The organism is Leifsonia sp. NPDC014704 (assembly GCF_043083605.1).
In the GTDB taxonomy this organism is placed as follows: Bacteria; Actinomycetota; Actinomycetes; order Actinomycetales; family Microbacteriaceae; genus Leifsonia.
In genome coordinates this window covers 1,506,882-1,526,918 of the sequence record NZ_JBIBYW010000001.1, presented here as the reverse complement: position 1 = coordinate 1,526,918, position 20,037 = coordinate 1,506,882, and the positions used below count along the sequence as shown (strand labels likewise).

Here is a 20,037-nt window from a genome sequence, read left to right as displayed (position 1 = left end):
TTTATCCCTTCACGCCGGTGAGTGTGATGCCCTCCACGAAGACGCGTTGGGCGAAGAAGAAGATGAGGACGACCGGGACGGTGACGAGCATCGTCATGGCCATGGTGAGCCCCCAATCGGTGCCGTGGACGCCGCGGAACGACGCCAGGCCGTAGGCGACCGGCCACGCGGCCGGGTTCTCGGAGGTGTACAGGAGCGGCCCGTAGTAGTCGTTCCAGGAAGCGAAGAACAGGAAGATCGCGGTGGCCGCGATTCCCGGCTTCGCCATCGGGAGCACCACCCGCCAGAGCACCCCGAACTCGCCGTTGCCGTCGATCCGCGCAGCGTCGGCGTATTCGCTCGGGATGGTGAGGAAGAACTGCCGGAGCAGGAAGATCGAGAACGCATCGCCGAGCAGGTTCGGCAGGATGAGCGGCCACAGCGTCCCGGTGAGTCCCAGTTGCGACCACATCACGTAGATCGGGATGGCCGTCACCTGCGGCGGCAGCAGCATGGCGATGATGATCACGGTGAACAGCACGCCGGAGCCGCGGAACCGGATCTTGGCGAGCGCGTACGCGGCCGGAACGCTCGAGAGCAGCATGAAGGCCGTCGCGAGCACCGCGTACATCGCGGAGTTGGCGAACCACTGCGCGAGCGGCACCGTCGTGAACACCTTGACGTAGTTGTCCCAGTGGAACGGCTGCGGCCAGAGCGATGCGGTCAGTGTCTGCTCGCTCGACATCAGCGAGGTGAGGAACACGAAGATCACCGGCGCGATGAACAGCACCGCGAGCACGACGAGCACCGCGTGCTCGGCGATCCAGCTCAGGATGCGCCGGGCGCGGGCGGACCGCGGGGTCGGGATGCGGCGGGGCGGCAGGGCGGGACGGTCCGTCGTCGCCGTGCCGGGGGTGAGGGTTGCCGAGGTCATTGCGCGCCTTCCGGGGTGAACGCCGTGAAGCGGCGGAGCAGCAGGACGAGGATGACCGCGGCCACCACGAACAGCAGCACCGCGAGGGCGGAGGCGTAGCCGAGCTGGTAGGTGCCGAAGCCGCGCACGTACAGCCACTGCGTGTACGTGAGGAGAGAGCCGTCCGGGTAGCCGAGGTTGGAGCTGATGCCCTGCCCGACCACGGCCTTGCCCGACGCGACCGAGGAGGCCACGGCCGCCTCGGTGAAGTACTGGATGGCCGCGATGACGCCGGTCACGACGGCGAAGAGCAGCACGGGGGCGATCGACGGCATGGTCACGTAGCGCACCTTCTGCACGCCGTTGGCGCCGTCGAGCGACGCCGCCTCGTACTGCTCGCGGGGCACATCCAGCAGGGCGGCGAGGAAGATGATCATCACGTCGCCCATGACCCAGATTCCCAGGAGCACGAGGGAGGGCTTCGACCAGGCCGGGTCGTTGAACCACAGCGGTCCCTGGATGCCGAAGAAGCCGAGGATGTGGTTCACCGGTCCGGTGCCCGGGTTGAACAGGAAGACGAACGCGACGACGCTCGCGACCGGCGGCACGAGGGCGGGCAGGTAGAACACCGTCCGCCAGAAGCCGGATGCGCGGCGCGCTCGGGCGAGGAGCCCGGCGACGATGAGCGCGAACGCCGTCTTCACCGGCACCCAGATCACGACGAACCACAGCGTGTTGAGCGTCGCCAGCCAGACGTTCGGGTCCTGCGTGAACAGGTACTGGTAGTTGCGCAGGCCGATCCATTGTGGCGGCGACACCAGGTCGAACCGCGTGAACGAGTAGTAGACGGAGGCGATCAGCGGGTAGACGAAGAAGATCAGCAGCCCGAGGAGGGCCGGCGCCAGCAGCGCCAGCGTCACCAGGGAGCGCTTGCGGCGGGCCGGGGAGCGGCGCGTGGGGCGGGCGGTGGCCCGCCCCACGCGTTCTGCGGTCGCGGTCATGGCGTCCGGCTCACGGCCCGGTGCTCAACGCGAGCGCGTCGTTGATCTGCTTGTCGACCGACTTCAGTCCGGCGTCGAGGTCGCCGCCCTGGCTCTGGTACTTGTTCCACCAGTCCTGGAGCGACTGCTGATAGCCGGGGCCGAGCGGGCTCGGCGGCGTGGTCTGGACGTTCTTGTTCGACGCGATGTCGAGGAACGTCTTGAACTGTTCCGAGACCTCCAGCTTGGGCGAGGCGAGCGCATCCTTCGTCGTCGGCACGTTCTTGAGGCCGTTCGCGAGCTTCACGACGGCGTCCGTGTCGGTGGTCAGGTAGCGCAGCAGCGCCCAGGCGAGCTCGGGCTGCTTCGACCCCTTGGAGATACCGATGATGTTGCCGGTGATGTAGCCGCCGCCGTACAGCTGCGTCTGGTCATCGGCGGTCGGGAAGGGCGCGGTGCCGTAGTGGAGGTCCTTCGCCTGGTCGTCGATGAACGCCGTGCGGTACTCGCCGTCGAGGTTCATCGCGACCTGCCCGGTCTGGAACGCGTTGTCGGCCGAGAACTCCTGACCGAGCCCGGAGGTGAAGGCGTTGAGCTTGTCCCAGCCGATGGTGTCGACGAACTTCTTCTGCCAGGTCATCAGCTCCTTCCAGCCCTCGCTGGAGCCGACCGCACTGGTGCCGTCGGACTTCAGCCACTTCGCGTCGGCGGCGGGACCGACGTGGGCGGCCGAGTTCTCGTACCAGCCCATGGTCGGGTTGAAGCCGAGGGTCTTGATGGAGCCGTCCGGGTTGAAGGTCGTCAGCTTCTCGGCCATCGACTCCAGCTCGCTGAGCGTCTTCGGCGGCGCGGTGTAGCCGGCGGCCTTCAGCAGGTCGGTGTTGTAGTAGAGGCCGTAGACGTCGGCGAGCATCGGCATCGCGCAGCGGGTGCCCTTGAACTCGGTGTACGACTTCACGGTGTCGGAGAACTGGCTCATGTCGACGCCGTCGCGCTCGATCACCTTGTTGAGGCTGCGGAAGGCGCCGTTCGAGCAGAAGTTCCCGACGATGTCGGTGGAGTACGAGAGGCCCACGTCGACCTTGCTGCCGGTGGCGATGGCCTTCTGGAGCTTCTCGTCGTCCTGGCCGGAGTGGACGTCGACCGTGATCTTCGGGTACTTCTTCTCGAAGTCGTCGACGACGGACTGGATGACCTTCGCCTCGCGGTCGGAGAAGAAGTGCCAGAACGACACGGTGCCGCTGAGGTCCTTCGGGGTGCTGGCGGCGAAGTCGGTGCCGCCTCCGCCGCCGGAGCAGCCGGAGAGGGCGAGCGCGGCGGCGGCGGTGACCGCTGCCGCGGCGATGAGATGGCGGTGTTTCACGGGTGGCTCCCTCACTGTCGGTGGGTGCAGGTGTGGTGGTGCGGGATGGAGTGGTGCGGGTGGATGCGGTGGTGCGGTCGCGGGTCGCTACGGTGCGATCCGCGACACTTCGGCGAAGAGCGCGTCGCGCACCTCGCCGATGAGGTGCTCCCTGGCTCCGCGGAGCACCGGGTGGGCGTCGACGCCGGTCGCGACGACGCTCCGTTCGCCCCAGGCGGGGCGGAGTTCGGAGGTGACGAGTTCGGCGAGCCGGTCGCCGCCCGCCGAGCCGGTGGGCCCGCCCAGCACGACCAGCTCGGGGTCGAGGAGGGCGAGGACGGGTACGACGCCGACGGCGACGCGGCGGGCGAGCTCCCCGAGGAACGCCTCGCGTGCGTCCGGGTCGCCGGCGAAGGCGCCGTCGGTGGCGGGCGAGACCCCATGGCTGCCCGCGAGCCGGGCGACGGCCGGGCCTCCGATGAGGTCCTGCAGGTCGCCGGCGTCGGAGTCGAGCTCGGCGGCTGAGCGGGGGATGGGCAGGTAGCCGATCTCGCCGGCACCTCCGGAGGCTCCACGGTGGACGCTGCCGCCCTGGTCGACCGACAGGCCGAGGCCGTCGCCCATCCAGAGCAGCGCGAAGCCGCCCGTGTCGCGCCCCGCGCCGTCGGTGCGCTCGGCGAGTGCGGCCAGGTTCACGTCGTTGTCGATGCGCACCTCGATACCGAGGGCGTCGCGGAGTCGCCGGCCGATGCCCTGCTTGGGCCAGCCGGGCAGCGTCTCGATGTAGGTCAGCTCGTCGGTGCGCGGGTCGAGCGCGCCCTGCACGCCGATGCAGACGGAGCGGACCTGCTGCGGATCGGCCGCCGCCGCGGCGCACGCTGCATCGATGGCCGCGCGCACGTCCTCTTCGGGGGATCGGCCGGCGAGCGGCGTGACGGCGATGGGCTGCTCGGCACCGGAGGCGTCGACGACGGTCGAGTGAAGGGCCTCCGCGTCGATGTCGACGGCCACGGCGAGCATGCGGTCGGTCCGCACCGCGTAGCTGGCCGCGTTCGGTCCGCGGCCGCCGGACACCTCGCCGACGACGTGGATGAGGCCCGCCGTCTCGAGCCGCGCGACCATCTGCGCCGCAGTCGGCTTGGAGAGCCCGGAGAGCTCGCCGATGCGGTTGCGGGTGAGGACGCCGTGCTGCAGCAGCAACGACAGCGCGGTGCGGTCGTTGGTCTCGCGCAGCCACCCGGGGGTGCCCCGAACCGGTCCGGTCATCCTCATCCCTTCGTTGGAACGATGCTCTCGCGAGAATGTATCAGGAAAGTTTCTTTATAGTAAAGCTCCTGTTTCCGGCCGTGCTGTCTGATGGTCCTCTCAGGGAGTGAACCATCCGCCCCTCAGGCAGCGTGCACCGGGTGGAAGGGAGCATCCGCTCATGAGAAACATCACCTCACCCACGCGCTTCGCGGCACTGGCGGCAGGAGCCGCCGCCGTGCTCCTCGCGCTCGCCGCCTGCTCGACCACGGGAGGCGGGGGATACTCGGCGCCGGGCTCCGGCACATCCGGCTCATCCAGCCCGTCCGCGTCCACATCGTCCGGCGCCTCCGACGCCGGCGCGACGGCCCTGAAGACCGGCTCGACCACGCTCGGCACCGTGGTCGTCGACGGCAAGGGCCTCACCGCCTACGTCTTCGACAAGGACACCGCCGGCTCCGGGATGAGCGTCTGCTCCGGGCAGTGCGCCACCCAGTGGCCCGCCATCGAGACCGGCAGCGACCACCCGACCGTGCAGGGCGTCACCGGCACGGTCGGCACGATCACCGGCGTCGACGGCAAGAAGCAGGTCACCCTCGACGGGCACCCGCTCTACACCTACGCGGGCGACTCGTCCGCCGGTGACGTCACCGGGCAGGGCTTCGCCGGCATCTGGTGGGTCGTCGGACCGGACGGCACGAAGATCACCTCGTCGTCGTCCACACCAACCTCCGGCAGCGGCTACACCAAGTGACGCGGCGCGCCCGCGCGCTCAGCCGAGCGCGCGGGCGTGCTCCACGAGGCGGTCGAACGCCGCATCCAGGTCGGGGTCGACGCGCTGCCGCTCCTGGTCGGCGAGGTACCACTCCACGATCTCCCCGGCGCCGCGGGCGAACGGCACCCGCGCGCTGAACCCGGGCACCATCGCCTTGACCTTGCTGTTGTCGAAATGCATCGAGTGCGCCTTGTCGCCGAGGAGGCCGGGGCCGACCTCGGGGATCACCGCGGCGATCGACTCGCTCGACACGTGGACGAGCTCTGCCTCGACCCCCAGCGCCTCCGCCAGGTAGCAGTAGATCTGATCCCACGTCGGGGCCTCGTCGCCCGTGATGTGGAAAGCGTCGCCGACGGCCTCGGGGCGGCCGAGCAGGCCGACGAACGCCACCGCGAAGTCGGTGTTGTGCGTGATCGTCCAGCGGCTCGTGCCGTCGCCGTGCACGACGACGGGGGCGCCGCGCCGCATCCGCTCGAGGTCGGTCCAGCTCCCGGTCGTCGGGATCATCGTGCGGTCGTACGTGTGCGACGGCCGCACGATCGTGACCGGGAATCCGCGATCGCGGTACGCCTCCATCAGCGCATCCTCACAGGCGATCTTGTCGCGCGAATACTGCCAGAACGGGTTGCGCAGCGCGGTGGACTCGGTCACCGGCACGCGCGACGGCGGCTTCTGGTAGGCGGAGGCGGAACTGATGAAGACGTACTGCCCGACCCGGCCCTCGAACAGGTCGAAGTCGGTCGTGATGTGCTCGGGCGTGAAGGCGAGGAACTCGGCGGCGACGTCGAAGCTGCGTTCGCCGAGCGCGCGGTGCACGCTCTCCGGGTCGCGGATGTCGGCGTGCAGCACCTCGACGCCATCGGGGAGGGGACGGGTCGAGCTGTTCCCGCGGTTCACCACCGTGACCTCGTGGCCCTGCTCGAGGGCCTCCGCCACGCACGCCGAGCTGATGACGCCCGTCCCGCCGATGAAGAGTGTCCGTGTCGCTGCCATTCCCGCTCCTTTACGCGTCCTGCGTCGCCGATCGGCGGACGTCCGTCCGAATGGCCAGGCTAGTCCGCTGGCCCCGCGCTCGCGAGGGCGGGTCGACCCTCCGGCCGTGCGCGCGTACACTCCTTCGCGAATTCGACCCCGAGGAGTCCTCCCACCCGTGTTCCCCCTCCACAGCTGGCCCGGCCTGGCCGTCGCCTGCGTTCTGGCCGTGGTCGTCGCGGTCGCCGTCACGGCCATCCTCGCGGTGGTGCTGCGCCTGATCGGGCGGAGGAGGCAGTGGCCGGAGCTGCTGATCCGCCACGTCCGCGTGCCGTTCCGGCTGTTCCTGGTCGTGATCGTGTTGTGGATCGCGGTGACCGTCAGCATGCCGCCGGAGGTCACGGCGGCCTGGCGGGCCGGCATCCATCACACGTTCCTCATCCTGACCATCGCCACCGGCGTCTGGTTCGTCGCCGCGTTCGTCGTCTTCGTGGAGGACCTGGGGCTGGCGCGCTACCGGCTCGACGTGCCCGACAACCGCTACGCGCGGCGCGTGCGCACCCAGGTGCTCATCCTGCGGCGGCTCACCATCGTGGCGGCGGTCGTCATCGGACTGGGCGCCGTGCTCCTGACGTTCCCCGCGCTGCAGGCGGCGGGCGCGAGCCTGCTGGCCTCCGCGGGGGTCATCGGGATCATCGCCGGTGTCGCCGCCCAGTCGAGCCTCGCGAACCTGTTCGCCGGCATCCAGCTCGCGTTCTCCGATGCCATCCGCATCGACGACGTCGTCGTGGTCGAGCAGCAGTGGGGAACCATCGAGGAGATCACGCTCACCTACGTGGTCGTCCACGTCTGGGACGACCGCCGGCTCGTGCTCCCCTCCACCTACTTCACGACCAAGCCGTTCGAGAACTGGACGCGGCAGCACAGCGAGCTGCTCGGCTCGATCGAGTTCGACCTCGACTGGCGGGTGTCCACCGGAGGCATGCGCGCGGAGCTGAACCGCATCCTCGCCACCACCGACCTGTGGGATCACCGCACGGGCGTCCTGCAGGTCACCGATGCGGTCGGCGGCTGGGTGCGGGTGCGTGTGCTCGTCACCGCGAAGGACGCCCCCACGCTGTTCGACCTGCGCTGCCTGGTGCGCGAGCGGCTCATCGACTGGATGCAGCGGTACTCGCCGGCCTCGCTGCCGCGACAGCGGGTGGAGATCGCGGAGGCGCCGGAGCCGCGCGACCGGCCGTCGCGCGCCCGCAGCGAGGAGGAGGGTCGTCTGTTCAGCGGCACTCCCGAGAACGAGCAGCGCGCGCAGCAGTTCACCGACGCCATTCCGATCGTCCGGGAGGACGACGGCGACAGAGAGCCGACCGCCGTCCCCGCCGAGGGGCCGGCCCCGAGGAACGAGGAGAACCGATGACCGACGGACCGGACGAACAGCACACGCGGCCCGAGGGCCTGGACGACGCGACGGTGGATGCGCTCGGCAGCCTCAGCGAGGCGCTGGAGGTGGTCGAGCACGCGCGCGGACTGCTGTACGGCTTCCATCGGCTCACCGGGAAGGCCGATTTCACGCTCGGCGAGGCCGTGGAGAAGCTGCGCGACGCCGGTCACGCCGACCTCGCCGACCGCATCGAGCACGAGCTGGTGGGCCGGAACGTCATCGAGGGCCGGTGGACGTTCCAGATCGTCGAGGACTTCGACGACGGCTACTACGCCCTCTTCCGCGACCTGGAGCGTGAGGCGCGCGACCGGCTGGCCGGCGGGCGCCGCCACCTCTACGAGGCGGACTTGAAGGAGCAGCGGCGCACCCACGGCGAGCCGGGCCACGAGGCCCGCCCGTAGGCCGTCCCCGTCCCGCAGGAGATCGGCCCGCCTCCGTCGGAGATCCCGGCGTTTCCGCCCCGAATCTCCATCCCCACCGCGGTCGGTCGGAGATTCGGGGCACTTTCTCCTACGTTGCACCCTCCGTGCCCTGGCCCGGGTTCTCCACAGATCCGGTCCCGTCGGTCCCGGCCTGCGTCGCCGCTGCGAGGCTGCTTGCATGATCGACGAACGAACACTCGAGCGGCTCGGCGGAATCGCGACCGTGCACCAGTTGCGGGCGGCCGGCGCCTCGGCCGAAGAACTGACGACGGCCGTGCGCGGCGGGACTCTGCGCCGGATGCGGAGAGGCGTCTACGCCCTGCCTGCGGCACAGCCCGACGCGCTGGCTGCGGTGGCGGCACGCGGCCGGCTGTCGTGCGTGTCGGCTGCGCGGAGTTATGGGCTGTGGGCGGGACACGACCCGCGTCTCCACCTGCAGTTCTCCCCGCATGCCCGTGCCGGGCCGGAACAGCAGGAGCGGCGCGGCCAGGTTCGGCACTGGTTGCCCACGGAGCGAGGCGACCAGCTCTGGCGGGTGACCGTCGCCGACTGCCTGCGCTCCGTGGCGCGCTGTGCGGATGAGGAGACGGCAGTGGCGGTGTTCGACACGGCGATCACCGCGGGCCTGGTGAATCCCGTCACCCTCCGGCGCATCCTCGAAAGCCAGCCGAGCCGGGCACGGTCTCGGGCGGTGCTGGCGCGTCCGGGGTCGGAATCCGGGGTGGAGTCGATCGTCCGGCAGCGGCTGCAGGCGCTCGGTCATCTGGTCGAGCAGCAGGTTCACGTTCCCGGAGTCGGCCGGGTGGACATGCGGGTGGACGGCGTACTCTACCTGGAGATCGACGGATTCGCGTTTCACGCGGGCCGCGACGCCTTCGAGCGCGATCGGGCACGGGATGCGTACCTCGCGGCGGCGGGCAGCGCCCGTTTGCGGGTCTCCGCAGCCCAGGTGCGGGACGCCTGGCCGAGCGTTCTCCACTCCATCGAGGCGGTTGTCGCGCACTCGGCGAACTCACAGGATCAGCGGGACCAACCGGGAGTGCTCGCGTGTTCCATCTACTGACGGCGTCGCAGCCAGCGCGCCGCACGAGGAGGAAACGTGACACAGGACTACCGCAAGGACCCGGAGGCCCTCGCCCAGCTGACGCCGCGCCAGTACGCGGTCACGCAGGAGGCCGCCACCGAGCCCGCCTTCCGCAACGAGTTCTGGAACAACCACGAGGAGGGGCTGTATGTCGACATCGTGTCGGGTGAGCCGCTGTTCGCGTCCGTGAACAAGTACGACAGCCGCTCGGGGTGGCCGAGCTTCACCGTTCCGGTCGAGCCCGGCAACATCGTGGAGAAGGTGGACCGCACGTACGGGATGGTGCGCACCGAGGTCCGCTCGGCCCACGGTGACAGCCACCTGGGTCACCTGTTCGACGACGGGCCCGCCGAGGCAGGCGGCCTGCGCTATTGCATCAACTCCGCCGCCCTCCGGTTCGTCCCGCTCTCCGAGCTCGACGCGGCTGGTTACGGCGACTACACGAAGCTCTTCGAGAAGTAAGGACAGAGAGAAATGACTGAGAAGGCCATCCTCGCCGGCGGGTGTTTCTGGGGCATGCAGGACCTCATCCGCAAGCTCCCCGGCGTGACCAGCACGCGCGTCGGCTACACCGGAGGCGACGTCCCCAACGCCACCTACCGCAACCACGGATCCCATGCCGAGGCGATCGAGATCGAGTACGACCCCGAGCGGACCACGTACCGCGACCTGCTCGAGTTCTTCTTCCAGATCCACGACCCGTCGACCAAGAACCGTCAGGGTAACGACGTCGGCACCAGCTACCGCTCCGCGATCTTCTACGAGAACGACGAGCAGCACCGAATCGCCGAGGACACCATCGCCGACGTGGACGCGTCGGGCCTGTGGCCCGGCAAGGTCGTCACCGAGGTGACCGCCGCCGGTCCGTTCTGGGAGGCCGAGCCGGAGCACCAGGACTACCTGGAGCGCATCCCGTGGGGCTACACCTGCCACTTCGTGCGTCCGGGCTGGAAGCTGCCCAAGCGCGAGACCGCAGCGAGCTGAGCTCAGCCGACTCGAGCTGAGCTGAAGGGCCGGCCGGCGGGTGCACCACCCGCCGGCCGGTCCGTTTCAGCGGCGCTCGAGCAGTACGGCGACCTCCATGTGCCCGGTCTGCGGGAACATGTCGAGCACCCGCCCCGTCCGCACGCGGTAGGACGGCATCCGCGCGAGGTCCTGAGCGAGGCTCTTCGGGTTGCAGCTGGAGTAGACCACGCTACCGACGCCCGAGCCCTCCAGCCAGCCCGCCAGCTCTGCACCGATCCCTCTGCGCGGCGGATTGACGATCACGAGTTCCGGAGCCGCCGCGGCGGACAATGCGAACGCCGTCGCGTCGCCCGCCCGGAACGCCACCTGCGGCAGGCCGGCCGCCACAGCGGTCGCACGCGCGCTGCGCACGGCCTCCCTGCTGGTCTCGACGCCGACCACCCGTCGCCCCGGCGCCGCGACGTGCAGGGCGAATCCGCCGACGCCGCAGTACAGGTCCCACACCGAGGCGGGGGCGACCTCGTTCACCCAGGCGGCCACCTGGCCGTACAGGGCGGTGGCGACCGCGGTGTTGGTCTGGAAGAAGCTCTGCGGCCGAAGCCGCAGCGACACCGCACCAAGGCGCATCGTGAGCGTCGACTCCCGGGTGAGCACGACCTCCGTGTCGCCCTCCACCACGGCCTTGTGCTCCGGCTGCACATTCACCGTGACGACGCGGGCGCGCGGCAGGTCGGCCAGCAGCTGCCCGAGACCGGCGCGCACGCGCGCGACTGTCTGCTCCGACCGGGCGACGAACCGGACCATGAGGTCACCGTCCGGCGACTCGGTGACGAGCACGTACTTCAGCTCGCCCCGGCGCTCCGGAACCCGGTACGGCTCCAGCCGCTGCCGGGTGACGAAACGCGCGAGCACGGGGAGGGCGGCACGGATGCCGGGCGAGCAGATGCCGCACTCGCGCAGGTCGACGCCGCGACCGGCTTCGTCGAGGATGCCGATGGTCGGCTGCTCCACGGTTCCGCCGACGACCATCTTGGCCTTGTTGCGGTATCCCGCCTCGGCACTCGCGACCGGCGGGAGCCAGACCGCGTCGCCGTAGGATGCGAGCAGCTCGCGGGCGAGGCGGTCCTTGCCGTCGAGCTGTTCCGCGTACGGGACACCCATCAGCGTGCACGAGCGGCACACGCCGGCGTCGAAGTACGAACAGTCCATGCGGCTCTCGGGTCAGCCGTGCCCAGCCGAGGAGCGCGGCGATCGGATGGTGCCCCCAGTAGGATTTGAACCTACGGCCTTCTGCTCCGGAGGCAGACGCTCTATCCCCTGAGCTATGGGGGCCAGGGTGTTCTCCAGGCTAGCATCCCGTCGGCCACCACCGTGAAATCGGCGGGGCCGGCGGGTGCTCGCGAGGACGGCTGCCGGCTCAGGAGGCGGGGATGTTCCCCAGCACGCTCTCCATCAGCGGCGCCGCGTCGCCCGGCTCGAAGAACGCGCCCGACTCGGACACGATCCAGTACGGGCCGCGGAAGATCTGCACCTGTCCGCTGCTGCCGGCCTTGAAGTAGCCCTCGACCTCGGGCGGAACGCCGTAGGTCGGAACCGGCTTCGCGTCGGTGATCGCCGCGTTCTTCAGGCTCTCGAGCGCATCCGACGGCGGCTTCGCGACGGCGATCTGCACGACGTCGCCGCTGGTCTGGTTCTTCCAGGCGCACGAGACGCCCTGCCAGTCGACGATCTTCTTCTCGAGGGTGCCGTCCTTGGCCGCGTAGTCCGGATCCGGGCCGTAATTCGGGTTGAACGCGTACAGCTGGTCCGCCGTGAGCACCTGGTCGCAGGTGATGCCGACGGGCGTCGGGGGAGCGGTCGGCGTCACCACCGGCACGGGCGTCGCCGTCGGTGTCTTGGTGGCCGACGCGGACGCGGTCGGCGTCTTCGACGGCGTGGGAGTCGGCGTGCAGCCGGCGAGCGCGGCGGATGCGAGGAGTCCTGCCGCGACGGTCGCGGTCAGAAGGGCGAAACGGCGGGTGGATGAGGGCATTCGGCTCTTCGTCTCTCTGTTCGGCACGCCGTGCGGGAGCGCGCGTCGCGATGACCCTATCAATTCGCGCGCCGCGAACCCGACGGCCCGCCGTGCCCCGCCGACGCCGGCCCCCACGGCCGCCCGGTAGAATCGATCCTCATGACTCCCGCTGACCTCTCCGCCGCCCTCCTCGACATCGTGACGACGGTGGTCGAGCAGCGACGAGCGGCCGGCGCGGACATCCCCGAGCTCGCTCTCACGGTCGACGACGTGCCTCTGGAGCGCCCGAAGAACCGCGACCACGGCGACTGGGCGTCGAACGTGGCGATGCGCCTCGCGAAGAAGGTCGGTGCGAACCCGCGCGAGCTCGCCGAGCAGATCGCCGCGGCCGCCGCCGGCATCGACGGTGTCGCGTCCGCCGAGGTCGCCGGTCCCGGTTTCATCAACTTCCGCCTGGAGGCCGCGGCCGCCGGGCAGCTGGCCAAGACCATCGTCGAGGCCGGCGATGCGTACGGTCGCGGCGACGTGTACGACGGCCTGACCGTGAACCTGGAGTTCGTCTCGGCCAACCCGACCGGCCCCGTCCACATGGGCGGCGCGCGCTGGGCGGCCGTCGGCGACAGCCTGGCGCGCATCCTGCAGGCCGAGGGCGCCGACGTTACCCGCGAGTACTACTTCAACGACCACGGATCGCAGATCGACCGGTTCGCGCGCAGCCTGCTCGCCGCGTACCTCGGTGAGCCCACGCCGGAGGACGGCTACGGCGGCGGTTACATCGGCGAGATCGCCGAGCGTGTCGTGCAGGGATTCGACGGCGACCTCGCCGCCCTTCCGCGCGAGCAGCAGCAGGAGGTGTTCCGCTCGGCGGGCACCCAGCTGATGTTCCAGGAGATCAAGGACCGCCTGCACTCGTTCGGCGTCGACTTCGACGTCTACTTCCACGAAGACTCCCTGCACGAGTCCGGCGCGGTCGACCGTGCCATCGCGCGACTGCGCGAGCAGGGCCACATCTTCGAGGCTGACGGCGCCATCTGGCTGCGCACCACGACGTTCGGCGACGACCGCGACCGCGTCATCATCCGCTCCAACGGCGAGCCCGCTTACATCTCCGGCGACCTCGGCTACTACCTCGACAAGCGCGAGCGCGGCTTCGAGCAGAACATCATCATGCTGGGCGCCGACCACCACGGCTACATCGGCCGCATGATGGCGATGGTCGAGGCGTTCGGCGACAAGCCGAACGAGAACCTGCAGATCCTCATCGGCCAGATGGTCAACCTGGTGAAGGACGGCGAGCCCGTCCGCATGTCCAAGCGCGCGGGAACCATCGTGACGCTCGACGACCTGGTGGATGCGGTGGGCGTCGACGCCGCGCGCTACGCCCTGGTGCGCTCCTCGACCGACTCGCAGCTCGACATCGACCTCGACCTGCTGACCAAGCGCAGCAACGAGAACCCCGTCTACTACGTGCAGTACGCCCACGCGCGCACCCGCTCGGTGGCGGCGAACGCCGAGAAGGCCGGAGTCGACCGCAGTGTCTTCGCGCCGGAACTGCTCACGCACGAGACCGAGTCGGCGCTGCTGGGCGGTCTGCAGGAGTTCCCGCGCGTGGTCGCCCAGGCGGCCGAGCTGCGCGAGCCGCACCGCGTCGCCCGCTACATCGAGGAGCTCGCCGGCCTCTACCACGCCTGGTACGCCGTCCGCGACGGCTCGACGCGCGTGCTCCCGCACGGCGAGGAGCCGGTGACCGATCTGCACCGCACCCGCCTCTGGCTGAACGACGCGACCGGCCAGGTGATCCGCAACGGCCTCGGCCTGCTCGGGGTCTCCGCGCCGGACCGCATGTAGCGAACGGATGACGACCGGATGAGCGACAACACCACCCAGGTGATCCCCGAGGCGAAGGCCGCAGCGCCGCGACGTAGGCGGCCGCTGTGGCTGCGTCTCCTGCTCGCCATCGGCATCCCGGTCGCCGTGATCGTCGTGCTGCTGGTCGTGACCGACACGGCCGTGCGCGCCTACGCCGAGCAGCGGGTGTCCGACGAGATCGAGAAGAACCTCCCCGACGACATCCGCGGAGAGGTGACGACCCACATCGGCGGCTTCTCCGTGCTGCAGCAGTACCTGTCCGGCTCCTTCCAGCGGGTCGAGCTGGATGCGCCGAAGCTCGTCGTGCAGGGAGCCCCGCTGAGCGCGACCGTCGTCGCCACCGGCGTCCCGGCCGACTTCTCGAAGCCCATCGCCGATGCGACCGGCACCTTGCGCATCAGCCAGGAGTCGCTGAACACCCTCGTGAAGATCCCCGGCGCCACCGGCGACATCACCCTCGGCGACGGCACGATCGGCTACGACGGGAAGATCGACCTGCTCGGCCTCCCCGTCGGCTACACCGTGACAGCGACGCCCGAGGCGGCCGGCAAGCAGGTGCTGCTGAAGCCGGACAAGGCCAACCTGACGACCGGAGCCGGCGACGTCAACCTCAGCCGTCTGCTGCAGGCGCTGACCTCGCAGGGCCCGTTCCCGGTGTGCGCGGCGCAGTACCTCCCCGACGGCGTCGAGGTGTCCGACATCCAGGTGACCCCTGGCCACGCCACCGTCGAGCTGACCGCGAGCGACTTCGTCCTCGACCAGAAGTTCATGGCCAGCAAGGGGAGCTGTTCGTAACACGCACCGAGCGTGTCGTGCGGCCTGGATAGACTTCTGCTGTCATCTCCACCGGCTTCAGGGGCCAATCCGGGTCCGCTCGCCTAGGAGACCCCCACTCGTCGCCACCCGTGAGGTTCCCTATGGCTGATCCTGTCGCTGCGTCCAACCCGCTCGCCCCGCCGTGGCTGCACGTGCCCGCGGACGCGAACGCGCTCGCCCCGGGCCTCTGGTCCCGGACGGTCGATCGCGACGCGGCAGAGCTGGTCGTCGGCGGTCTCGCGGCGAGCGAGCTCGCCGCCCGCTTCGGCACGCCGCTGTACGTGATCGACGAGGAGGACGCCAGGGCGCGCGCCGTCGAGGTGCGCGAGGCTTTCGACCGCGCGTTCGCCGAGATCGGCACCGCCGCGAAGGTCTACTACGCCGGCAAGGCGTTCCTCAGCATCGAGGTGGCGCGGTGGATGTCGGACGCAGGCCTCAACGTCGACGTCTGCAGCGGGGGCGAGCTGGCCGTCGCGCTGGCCGCCGGGGTCGACCCGGAGCGGATCGGCTTCCACGGCAACAACAAGTCGCTCGCCGAGATCGACCAGGCGGTCGAGGCCGGCATCGGCGCCATCATCATCGACAGCGTGCAGGAGATCGGCCGCGTCGCCGCCGCAGCCGTGCGCCACGGCGTAGTCCAGAGCGTCCGCCTGCGCGTGAACAGCGGCGTGCACGCCCACACACACGCCTTCCTTGCGACCGCCCACGAGGACCAGAAGTTCGGGATCGCGCTGGAGCACGCGACGGAGGCCGTCGCGCTGATCCGGTCGCACGCCTCCCTCGCGTTCCGCGGTCTGCACTGCCACATCGGCTCGCAGATCTTCGGTGCCGACGGGTTCGCCGAGTCGGCCGCGCGGCTGCTCACGCTCCACAAGGAGCTCCTCGCGGGCGGCGACGTGCCCGAGCTGAACCTCGGCGGCGGCTTCGGCATCGCCTACACCTCTGCCGACGATCCTGCGCCGATCGGCGAGCTCGCGCGGCGCATCGCGGAGACGGTGGCTGCGGGATGCGAGGAGCTCGACATCCCGGCGCCGGTCGTCGCGTTCGAGCCCGGCCGGTCGATCATCGGCACCGCCGGACTCACGCTCTACACCGTCGGGACGACGAAGGACGTGCCTGTCGCGTTCCAGGACGACGGCGAGACCGCGGTCCGCCGGTACGTCAGCGTCGACGGCGGGATGAGCGACAACGCCCGCCCTGCTCTCTACGGCGCCGACTACTCGGCCAGGATCGCGAACCGCGTCTCGCAGGCGGCTCCCGCCCTCGTGCGCGTCGCCGGCAAGCACTGCGAGAGCGGCGACATCGTCGTGGACGCCGAATACCTCCCGGGCGACGTCGAGCCCGGCGACCTGCTCGCCGTGCCCGCCACGGGCGCCTACTGCTGGCCGCTGTCCAGCAACTACAACCACATCGGGCGGCCGCCGGTCGTCGCGGTACGCGACGGGGAGGCGCGGGTGATCGTCCGCGGCGAGACCATCGAGGACCTCCTCGCGCGCGACGCCGGCTACGCGGCGCCCGCATCCACCGTTTCCGCGTCGAAGGAGCGCAGTCAGGCATGATCGAGTACCGCAACCTCCGTGTCGCCCTGCTCGGGGCCGGCTCCGTCGGATCGCAGGTGGCCCGACTCCTGCTGGAACAGGGCGACGAGTTCGCCTCCCGCATCGGCGCGCGCCTCGAGCTGGTGGGCATCGCCGTCCGCGATGTGGATGCGCCGCGCGACGCCGACCTGCCGCGCGAGCTGTTCACCACCGACGCCTCCTCGCTGATCCTCGGCGCGGACATCGTCGTGGAGCTGATGGGCGGCATCGAGCCGGCCCGCGGCTACGTGCTGGAGGCGCTGAACTCCGGCGCCGACGTCATCACGGCGAACAAGGCGCTGCTGGCGACGCACGGCCCCGAGCTGTTCGACGCCGCAGAGCAGGTCGGTGCGCAGCTCTACTACGAGGCGGCCGTCGCCGGCGCCATCCCGATCATCCGGCCGCTGCGCGACAGCCTCGCGGGCGACCGCATCAACCGCATCCTCGGCATCGTCAACGGCACCACGAACTTCGTGCTCGACCGGATGGACGTGAACGGCGAGACGCTGCAGGACGCGCTGGCCACGGCCACCGAACGCGGATACGCCGAAGCGGACCCGACCGCCGACATCGGCGGGTACGACGCGGCGCAGAAGGCGGCCATCCTGGCGAGCCTGGCGTTCCACACCGTCGTTCCCCTGGAGCGCGTCTACCGCGAGGGCATCACGAGCGTCACCAAGGCACAGGTGGATGCGGCCCGCGAGGCCGGCGCGGTCATCAAGCTGCTGGCGATCTGCGAGCGCCTGACCGACCCGGAGACGGGGGAGGAGGGCGTCTCGGCCCGCGTCTATCCCGCGCTCATCAGTCGCGACCATCCGCTCGCGGCCGTGCACGGCGCGCACAACGCCGTGTTCGTGCAGTCGGCCGCGGCCGGCGACCTCATGTTCTACGGCGCGGGCGCCGGCGGGGTCGAGACCGCATCCGCCGTGCTCGGCGACGTGGTGTCCGCCGCCCGCCGGCACGTGGTGGGCGGACCGGGCGTCGCCGAGTCGACGCACTCCGATCTGCCGGTGCTCGACATCGGCCGCGTCGTCACCCGCTACCAGATCACGCTCGACGTCGAGGACCAGCCCGGCGTCCTCGCCGCGGTCGCGCGCATCCTGAGCGACGGCGGGGTCAGCGTCGAGACCGTGCAGCAGTCCGTTCCGAGCATCACCGGACCCGTCGTGATCGCCGGAGCGGCACCCGCCGCGGCCGGCTCGATTCACGGCGGCGGGACGGCCACCGCTACCCTGGTGATCGGCACCCACGAAGCCGAGGAGGCCGCACTCGCGGCCACCGTCGAGGCTCTCGCGGCGAGCGACGTCGTGATCGCCATCTCTTCCGTTCTCCGAGTCGAAGGATCGTAATGCCCCAGCCGAAGGCCTACAGTCGTCAGTGGCGCGGCGTCCTCCGCGAGTACGCGGACCGCCTGAACATCTCCGACGCCACTCCGATCGTCACGCTGGGCGAGGGCGGCACGCCGCTCATCCCGGCCCCCGCGCTGTCCGCGCGGACGGGCGCCGACGTGTACGTGAAGTTCGAGGGCATGAACCCGACCGGTTCCTTCAAGGACCGCGGCATGACCATGGCGATCTCCAAGGCCGTCGAGCATGGTGCGAAGGCGGTCATCTGCGCCTCCACCGGCAACACCTCGGCGTCGGCCGCGGCGTACGCGACGCACGCGGGCATCCAGTCGGTCGTGCTCGTGCCTGAGGGGAAGATCGCGATGGGCAAGCTCAGCCAGGCCATCGCGCACAACGCCCAGCTGCTGCAGGTGCAGGGCAACTTCGACGACTGCCTCGACATCGCGCGCGAGCTGGCCACCAACTACCCGGTGCACCTGGTGAACTCCGTGAACCCGGACCGCATCGAGGGGCAGAAGACGGCGGCCTTCGAGGTCGTCGAGGCCCTGGGCGACGCGCCGGACTTCCACCTCGTCCCGGTCGGCAACGCCGGCAACTACACCGCCTACCACCGCGGCTACACGGAGGAGCTGCAGCGCGGCGAGTCGGCCAAGCTGCCCCGCATGTTCGGCTTCCAGGCTTCGGGCAGTGCCCCGATCGTCCTCGGCCACGCCGTGAAGGATCCCGACACGATCGCCACCGCGATCCGCATCGGCAACCCCGCATCGTGGGAGCTCGCACTGAACGCCCGCGACGACAGCGACGGCTGGTTCGGAGCGATCAGCGACGCCAAGATCCTCGAGGCGCACCGTATCCTCTCCGCCGAAGTCGGCATCTTCGTCGAGCCGGCGTCCGCGATCAGCGTCGCCGGACTCCTGGAGCGCTCGGAGGCCGGAGTGATCCCCGCCGGCGCGACCGTCGTCCTCACCGTCACCGGCCACGGCCTGAAGGACCCGCAGTGGGCTCTCCGCACGGCCGACGGCTCCGATGTCCAGCCCACCGTCGTCCCGGTCGACACGACCGCCATCGCCGACGTGCTCGGCCTGGCGCCCGCCGGGCAGACGTCCGCCGCAGAGGCGACCGCGTGACCACGCCCGACCTCCGCGGTCGGACCGTCGCGGTCAAGGTCCCGGCGACGAGCGCCAACCTCGGACCGGGATTCGACACGCTCGGCCTCGCCCTCGCGCTGTACGACGAGCTCGAGGTCTCCGTCCGTGACGAGCCCGGTGCGACCGTCGAGGTCACCGGCGTCGGCGAAGGAGAGGTGGCGACCGACGAGAGCAACCTCGTGGTCCGCGCGATCGCGCACACCTTCGAGGCCGTCGGCATCCCGCTTCCCGGCCTGAACCTGCGGGCGCGCAACAGCATCCCGCACGGGCGGGGGATGGGCTCCTCCGGCGCCGCCATCGTCTCCGGCATCATGGCCGCGAAGGGCCTGCTGGAGGGCGTCGTCGACCTCGATGCCCAGACGCTGCTCGCGCTCGCGAACGATATGGAGGGACACCCGGACAACGTGGCGCCCGCCCTGTTCGGCGGCCTGACGATCGCGTGGGTGACCCCGGAGGGTCCGCGGTTCAAGAAGCTCATCGTGCACCGCGGCGTCTCGCCGCTCGTGCTCGTTCCCGAGACGGTCATGTCCACTGCGCTCGCCCGCAGTCTGCAGCCGCAGTCCGTGCCGCACGAGGACGCCGTCTTCAACGTCTCCCGCTCCGCCCTGCTCGTCGCGGCCCTCATCCAGAGCCCCGAGCTGCTGCATGCGGCCACCGAGGACAAGCTCCACCAGAGCTACCGCGCCTCGGCCATGCCGGAGACCGACCGGCTGATCACGCTGCTGCGCGAGAACGGGTTCGCCGCCGTCGTGTCGGGCGCCGGTCCGTCCATCCTCGTGCTGGGGAGCGACCCGAGCCAGCGTCTCGCCGCCGCGCGCCTCGTCGAGCAGTCGGCGGAGACCCGCTGGCAGCCGCTCATGCTCGCCGTCGACTTCAAGGGCGCAACGGTCACCCGCGTCGCCGCCGACAGCGGGTCGACACGAACGGACACGCCAGCGGCCTAGCGTCGGACGGCCCCGCCGCGAGGTGGTAAACTGCAGTCGCACCCGTGAAGAACCCGCGTCACGAGCGAATTCCGCTTCCGGGTGATCTCCTAGCAATCATGCCGTCACTCCTGCCTGCCTTCCCGGGCCTCCCTTCGTGGAGAACCCGGACGGCGACGTAGCGCGGATCCGAACGCAGCACGTTCCCGGCAGTTCATGTGACGAAGC

General features: G+C 70.3%; 19 protein-coding genes and 1 tRNA gene. 12 read left to right on the top strand and 8 right to left on the bottom strand.

The genetic code is table 11. The features are described 5' to 3' along the window. Position 1 precedes the first annotated feature (1 nt). The 4 genes from ACF1AJ_RS07450 to ACF1AJ_RS07435 form a co-directional block, all read right to left on the bottom strand. Positions 2 to 913 carry a carbohydrate ABC transporter permease gene (locus ACF1AJ_RS07450; RefSeq protein ID WP_018190310.1) on the bottom strand — a complete coding sequence of 304 codons (912 nt, stop codon included), beginning with the start codon at positions 911 to 913 and terminating at the stop codon, positions 2 to 4. Beyond that, positions 910 to 1,893 (bottom strand): carbohydrate ABC transporter permease, encoded by a 984-nt coding sequence (locus ACF1AJ_RS07445; protein ID WP_391506757.1) that lies wholly within the window; start codon positions 1,891 to 1,893, stop codon positions 910 to 912. Before ACF1AJ_RS07445 ends, ACF1AJ_RS07450 begins: the two co-directional genes overlap by 4 nt. Positions 1,894 to 1,903: 10 nt before the next feature. Beyond that, the gene (locus ACF1AJ_RS07440) at positions 1,904 to 3,235 is read right to left on the bottom strand and encodes an ABC transporter substrate-binding protein (RefSeq protein WP_391506756.1); all 1,332 of its coding nucleotides are present in this window, start codon (positions 3,233 to 3,235) and stop codon (positions 1,904 to 1,906) included. A gap of 87 nt (positions 3,236 to 3,322) precedes the next feature. Continuing rightward, on the bottom strand, positions 3,323 to 4,480 hold the full coding sequence (locus tag ACF1AJ_RS07435; protein ID WP_391506755.1) for an ROK family protein: 1,158 nt from the start codon (positions 4,478 to 4,480) through the stop codon (positions 3,323 to 3,325). 160 nt (positions 4,481 to 4,640) lie between these two features. Between ACF1AJ_RS07435 and ACF1AJ_RS07430 the strand changes: the two genes are divergently transcribed. Continuing rightward, positions 4,641 to 5,213, top strand: a complete 573-nt coding sequence (locus ACF1AJ_RS07430) for a hypothetical protein (RefSeq protein WP_391506754.1) — start codon at positions 4,641 to 4,643, stop codon at positions 5,211 to 5,213. Positions 5,214 to 5,231: 18 nt separating this feature from the next. Here ACF1AJ_RS07430 and ACF1AJ_RS07425 read toward each other — a convergent pair whose 3' ends face one another. Beyond that, complete coding sequence (locus ACF1AJ_RS07425) at positions 5,232 to 6,227, bottom strand: SDR family oxidoreductase (protein WP_391506753.1); 996 nt, start codon at positions 6,225 to 6,227, stop codon at positions 5,232 to 5,234. Between the two features lie 157 nt (positions 6,228 to 6,384). On the opposite strand from ACF1AJ_RS07425, the gene ACF1AJ_RS07420 reads away from it, so the two are divergent. From ACF1AJ_RS07420 to msrA, 5 genes are all read left to right on the top strand, one after another. Then, positions 6,385 to 7,620, top strand: coding sequence for a mechanosensitive ion channel family protein (locus ACF1AJ_RS07420; RefSeq protein ID WP_391506752.1), 1,236 nt, complete (start codon positions 6,385 to 6,387; stop codon positions 7,618 to 7,620). Continuing rightward, on the top strand, positions 7,617 to 8,045 hold the full coding sequence (locus ACF1AJ_RS07415) for a hypothetical protein (protein WP_391506751.1): 429 nt from the start codon (positions 7,617 to 7,619) through the stop codon (positions 8,043 to 8,045). Before ACF1AJ_RS07420 ends, ACF1AJ_RS07415 begins: the two co-directional genes overlap by 4 nt. Positions 8,046 to 8,244: 199 nt before the next feature. Continuing rightward, the gene (locus tag ACF1AJ_RS07410) at positions 8,245 to 9,129 is read left to right on the top strand and encodes a type IV toxin-antitoxin system AbiEi family antitoxin domain-containing protein (RefSeq protein ID WP_391506750.1); all 885 of its coding nucleotides are present in this window, start codon (positions 8,245 to 8,247) and stop codon (positions 9,127 to 9,129) included. A gap of 36 nt (positions 9,130 to 9,165) precedes the next feature. After that, complete coding sequence (msrB, locus tag ACF1AJ_RS07405) at positions 9,166 to 9,612, top strand: peptide-methionine (R)-S-oxide reductase MsrB (protein WP_309857829.1); 447 nt, start codon at positions 9,166 to 9,168, stop codon at positions 9,610 to 9,612. A gap of 12 nt (positions 9,613 to 9,624) precedes the next feature. After that, entirely contained in the window at positions 9,625 to 10,134 is a 510-nt protein-coding gene (gene msrA, locus ACF1AJ_RS07400; RefSeq protein ID WP_391506749.1) for a peptide-methionine (S)-S-oxide reductase MsrA, read from the top strand. Positions 10,135 to 10,200: 66 nt separating this feature from the next. Here the strand turns inward: msrA and rlmC are convergent, their stop codons facing one another. The 3 genes from rlmC to ACF1AJ_RS07385 all read right to left on the bottom strand — a co-directional run bounded on the left by rlmC (position 10,201) and on the right by ACF1AJ_RS07385 (position 12,148). Beyond that, on the bottom strand, positions 10,201 to 11,325 hold the full coding sequence (gene rlmC, locus ACF1AJ_RS07395; RefSeq protein ID WP_391506748.1) for a 23S rRNA (uracil(747)-C(5))-methyltransferase RlmC: 1,125 nt from the start codon (positions 11,323 to 11,325) through the stop codon (positions 10,201 to 10,203). Positions 11,326 to 11,372: 47 nt separating this feature from the next. Then, positions 11,373 to 11,448, bottom strand: a tRNA-Arg gene (locus ACF1AJ_RS07390). 85 nt (positions 11,449 to 11,533) lie between these two features. Next, positions 11,534 to 12,148, bottom strand: coding sequence for an iron ABC transporter ATP-binding protein (locus tag ACF1AJ_RS07385; protein WP_309857847.1), 615 nt, complete (start codon positions 12,146 to 12,148; stop codon positions 11,534 to 11,536). Between the two features lie 141 nt (positions 12,149 to 12,289). On the opposite strand from ACF1AJ_RS07385, the gene argS reads away from it, so the two are divergent. The 6 genes from argS to thrB all read left to right on the top strand — a co-directional run bounded on the left by argS (position 12,290) and on the right by thrB (position 19,830). Next, the gene (gene argS, locus ACF1AJ_RS07380; protein WP_309857849.1) at positions 12,290 to 13,978 is read left to right on the top strand and encodes an arginine--tRNA ligase; all 1,689 of its coding nucleotides are present in this window, start codon (positions 12,290 to 12,292) and stop codon (positions 13,976 to 13,978) included. Positions 13,979 to 13,996: 18 nt separating this feature from the next. Beyond that, positions 13,997 to 14,794 carry a DUF2993 domain-containing protein gene (locus ACF1AJ_RS07375; RefSeq protein ID WP_391506747.1) on the top strand — a complete coding sequence of 266 codons (798 nt, stop codon included), beginning with the start codon at positions 13,997 to 13,999 and terminating at the stop codon, positions 14,792 to 14,794. A 122-nt stretch (positions 14,795 to 14,916) separates the two neighbouring features. Next, on the top strand, positions 14,917 to 16,374 hold the full coding sequence (lysA, locus tag ACF1AJ_RS07370) for a diaminopimelate decarboxylase (RefSeq protein ID WP_391506746.1): 1,458 nt from the start codon (positions 14,917 to 14,919) through the stop codon (positions 16,372 to 16,374). Further along, positions 16,371 to 17,741: a homoserine dehydrogenase gene (locus ACF1AJ_RS07365; protein ID WP_391506745.1), complete on the top strand. Its 1,371-nt coding sequence runs from the start codon at positions 16,371 to 16,373 to the stop codon at positions 17,739 to 17,741. Before lysA ends, ACF1AJ_RS07365 begins: the two co-directional genes overlap by 4 nt. Next, the gene (gene thrC, locus ACF1AJ_RS07360) at positions 17,741 to 18,865 is read left to right on the top strand and encodes a threonine synthase (protein ID WP_391506744.1); all 1,125 of its coding nucleotides are present in this window, start codon (positions 17,741 to 17,743) and stop codon (positions 18,863 to 18,865) included. The genes ACF1AJ_RS07365 and thrC overlap by 1 nt, the downstream gene beginning before the upstream one ends. Next, positions 18,862 to 19,830: a homoserine kinase gene (gene thrB, locus ACF1AJ_RS07355; protein ID WP_391506743.1), complete on the top strand. Its 969-nt coding sequence runs from the start codon at positions 18,862 to 18,864 to the stop codon at positions 19,828 to 19,830. Before thrC ends, thrB begins: the two co-directional genes overlap by 4 nt. Positions 19,831 to 20,037: the final 207 nt, after the last annotated feature.

What these genes read in the sequence shown, in the direction of transcription:
- ACF1AJ_RS07450 (WP_018190310.1), bottom strand. Translation starts at nt 913, where the DNA reads ATGACCTCGGCAACCCTCACCCCCGGCACGGCGACGACGGACCGTCCC.
- ACF1AJ_RS07445 (WP_391506757.1), bottom strand. Translation starts at nt 1,893, where the DNA reads ATGACCGCGACCGCAGAACGCGTGGGGCGGGCCACCGCCCGCCCCACG.
- ACF1AJ_RS07435 (WP_391506755.1), bottom strand. Translation starts at nt 4,480, where the DNA reads ATGACCGGACCGGTTCGGGGCACCCCCGGGTGGCTGCGCGAGACCAAC.
- ACF1AJ_RS07430 (WP_391506754.1), top strand. Translation starts at nt 4,641, where the DNA reads ATGAGAAACATCACCTCACCCACGCGCTTCGCGGCACTGGCGGCAGGA.
- ACF1AJ_RS07425 (WP_391506753.1), bottom strand. Translation starts at nt 6,227, where the DNA reads ATGGCAGCGACACGGACACTCTTCATCGGCGGGACGGGCGTCATCAGC.
- ACF1AJ_RS07415 (WP_391506751.1), top strand. Translation starts at nt 7,617, where the DNA reads ATGACCGACGGACCGGACGAACAGCACACGCGGCCCGAGGGCCTGGAC.
- ACF1AJ_RS07410 (WP_391506750.1), top strand. Translation starts at nt 8,245, where the DNA reads ATGATCGACGAACGAACACTCGAGCGGCTCGGCGGAATCGCGACCGTG.
- msrA (WP_391506749.1), top strand. Translation starts at nt 9,625, where the DNA reads ATGACTGAGAAGGCCATCCTCGCCGGCGGGTGTTTCTGGGGCATGCAG.
- rlmC (WP_391506748.1), bottom strand. Translation starts at nt 11,325, where the DNA reads ATGGACTGTTCGTACTTCGACGCCGGCGTGTGCCGCTCGTGCACGCTG.
- ACF1AJ_RS07385 (WP_309857847.1), bottom strand. Translation starts at nt 12,148, where the DNA reads ATGCCCTCATCCACCCGCCGTTTCGCCCTTCTGACCGCGACCGTCGCG.
- argS (WP_309857849.1), top strand. Translation starts at nt 12,290, where the DNA reads ATGACTCCCGCTGACCTCTCCGCCGCCCTCCTCGACATCGTGACGACG.
- ACF1AJ_RS07375 (WP_391506747.1), top strand. Translation starts at nt 13,997, where the DNA reads ATGAGCGACAACACCACCCAGGTGATCCCCGAGGCGAAGGCCGCAGCG.
- lysA (WP_391506746.1), top strand. Translation starts at nt 14,917, where the DNA reads ATGGCTGATCCTGTCGCTGCGTCCAACCCGCTCGCCCCGCCGTGGCTG.
- ACF1AJ_RS07365 (WP_391506745.1), top strand. Translation starts at nt 16,371, where the DNA reads ATGATCGAGTACCGCAACCTCCGTGTCGCCCTGCTCGGGGCCGGCTCC.
- thrC (WP_391506744.1), top strand. Translation starts at nt 17,741, where the DNA reads ATGCCCCAGCCGAAGGCCTACAGTCGTCAGTGGCGCGGCGTCCTCCGC.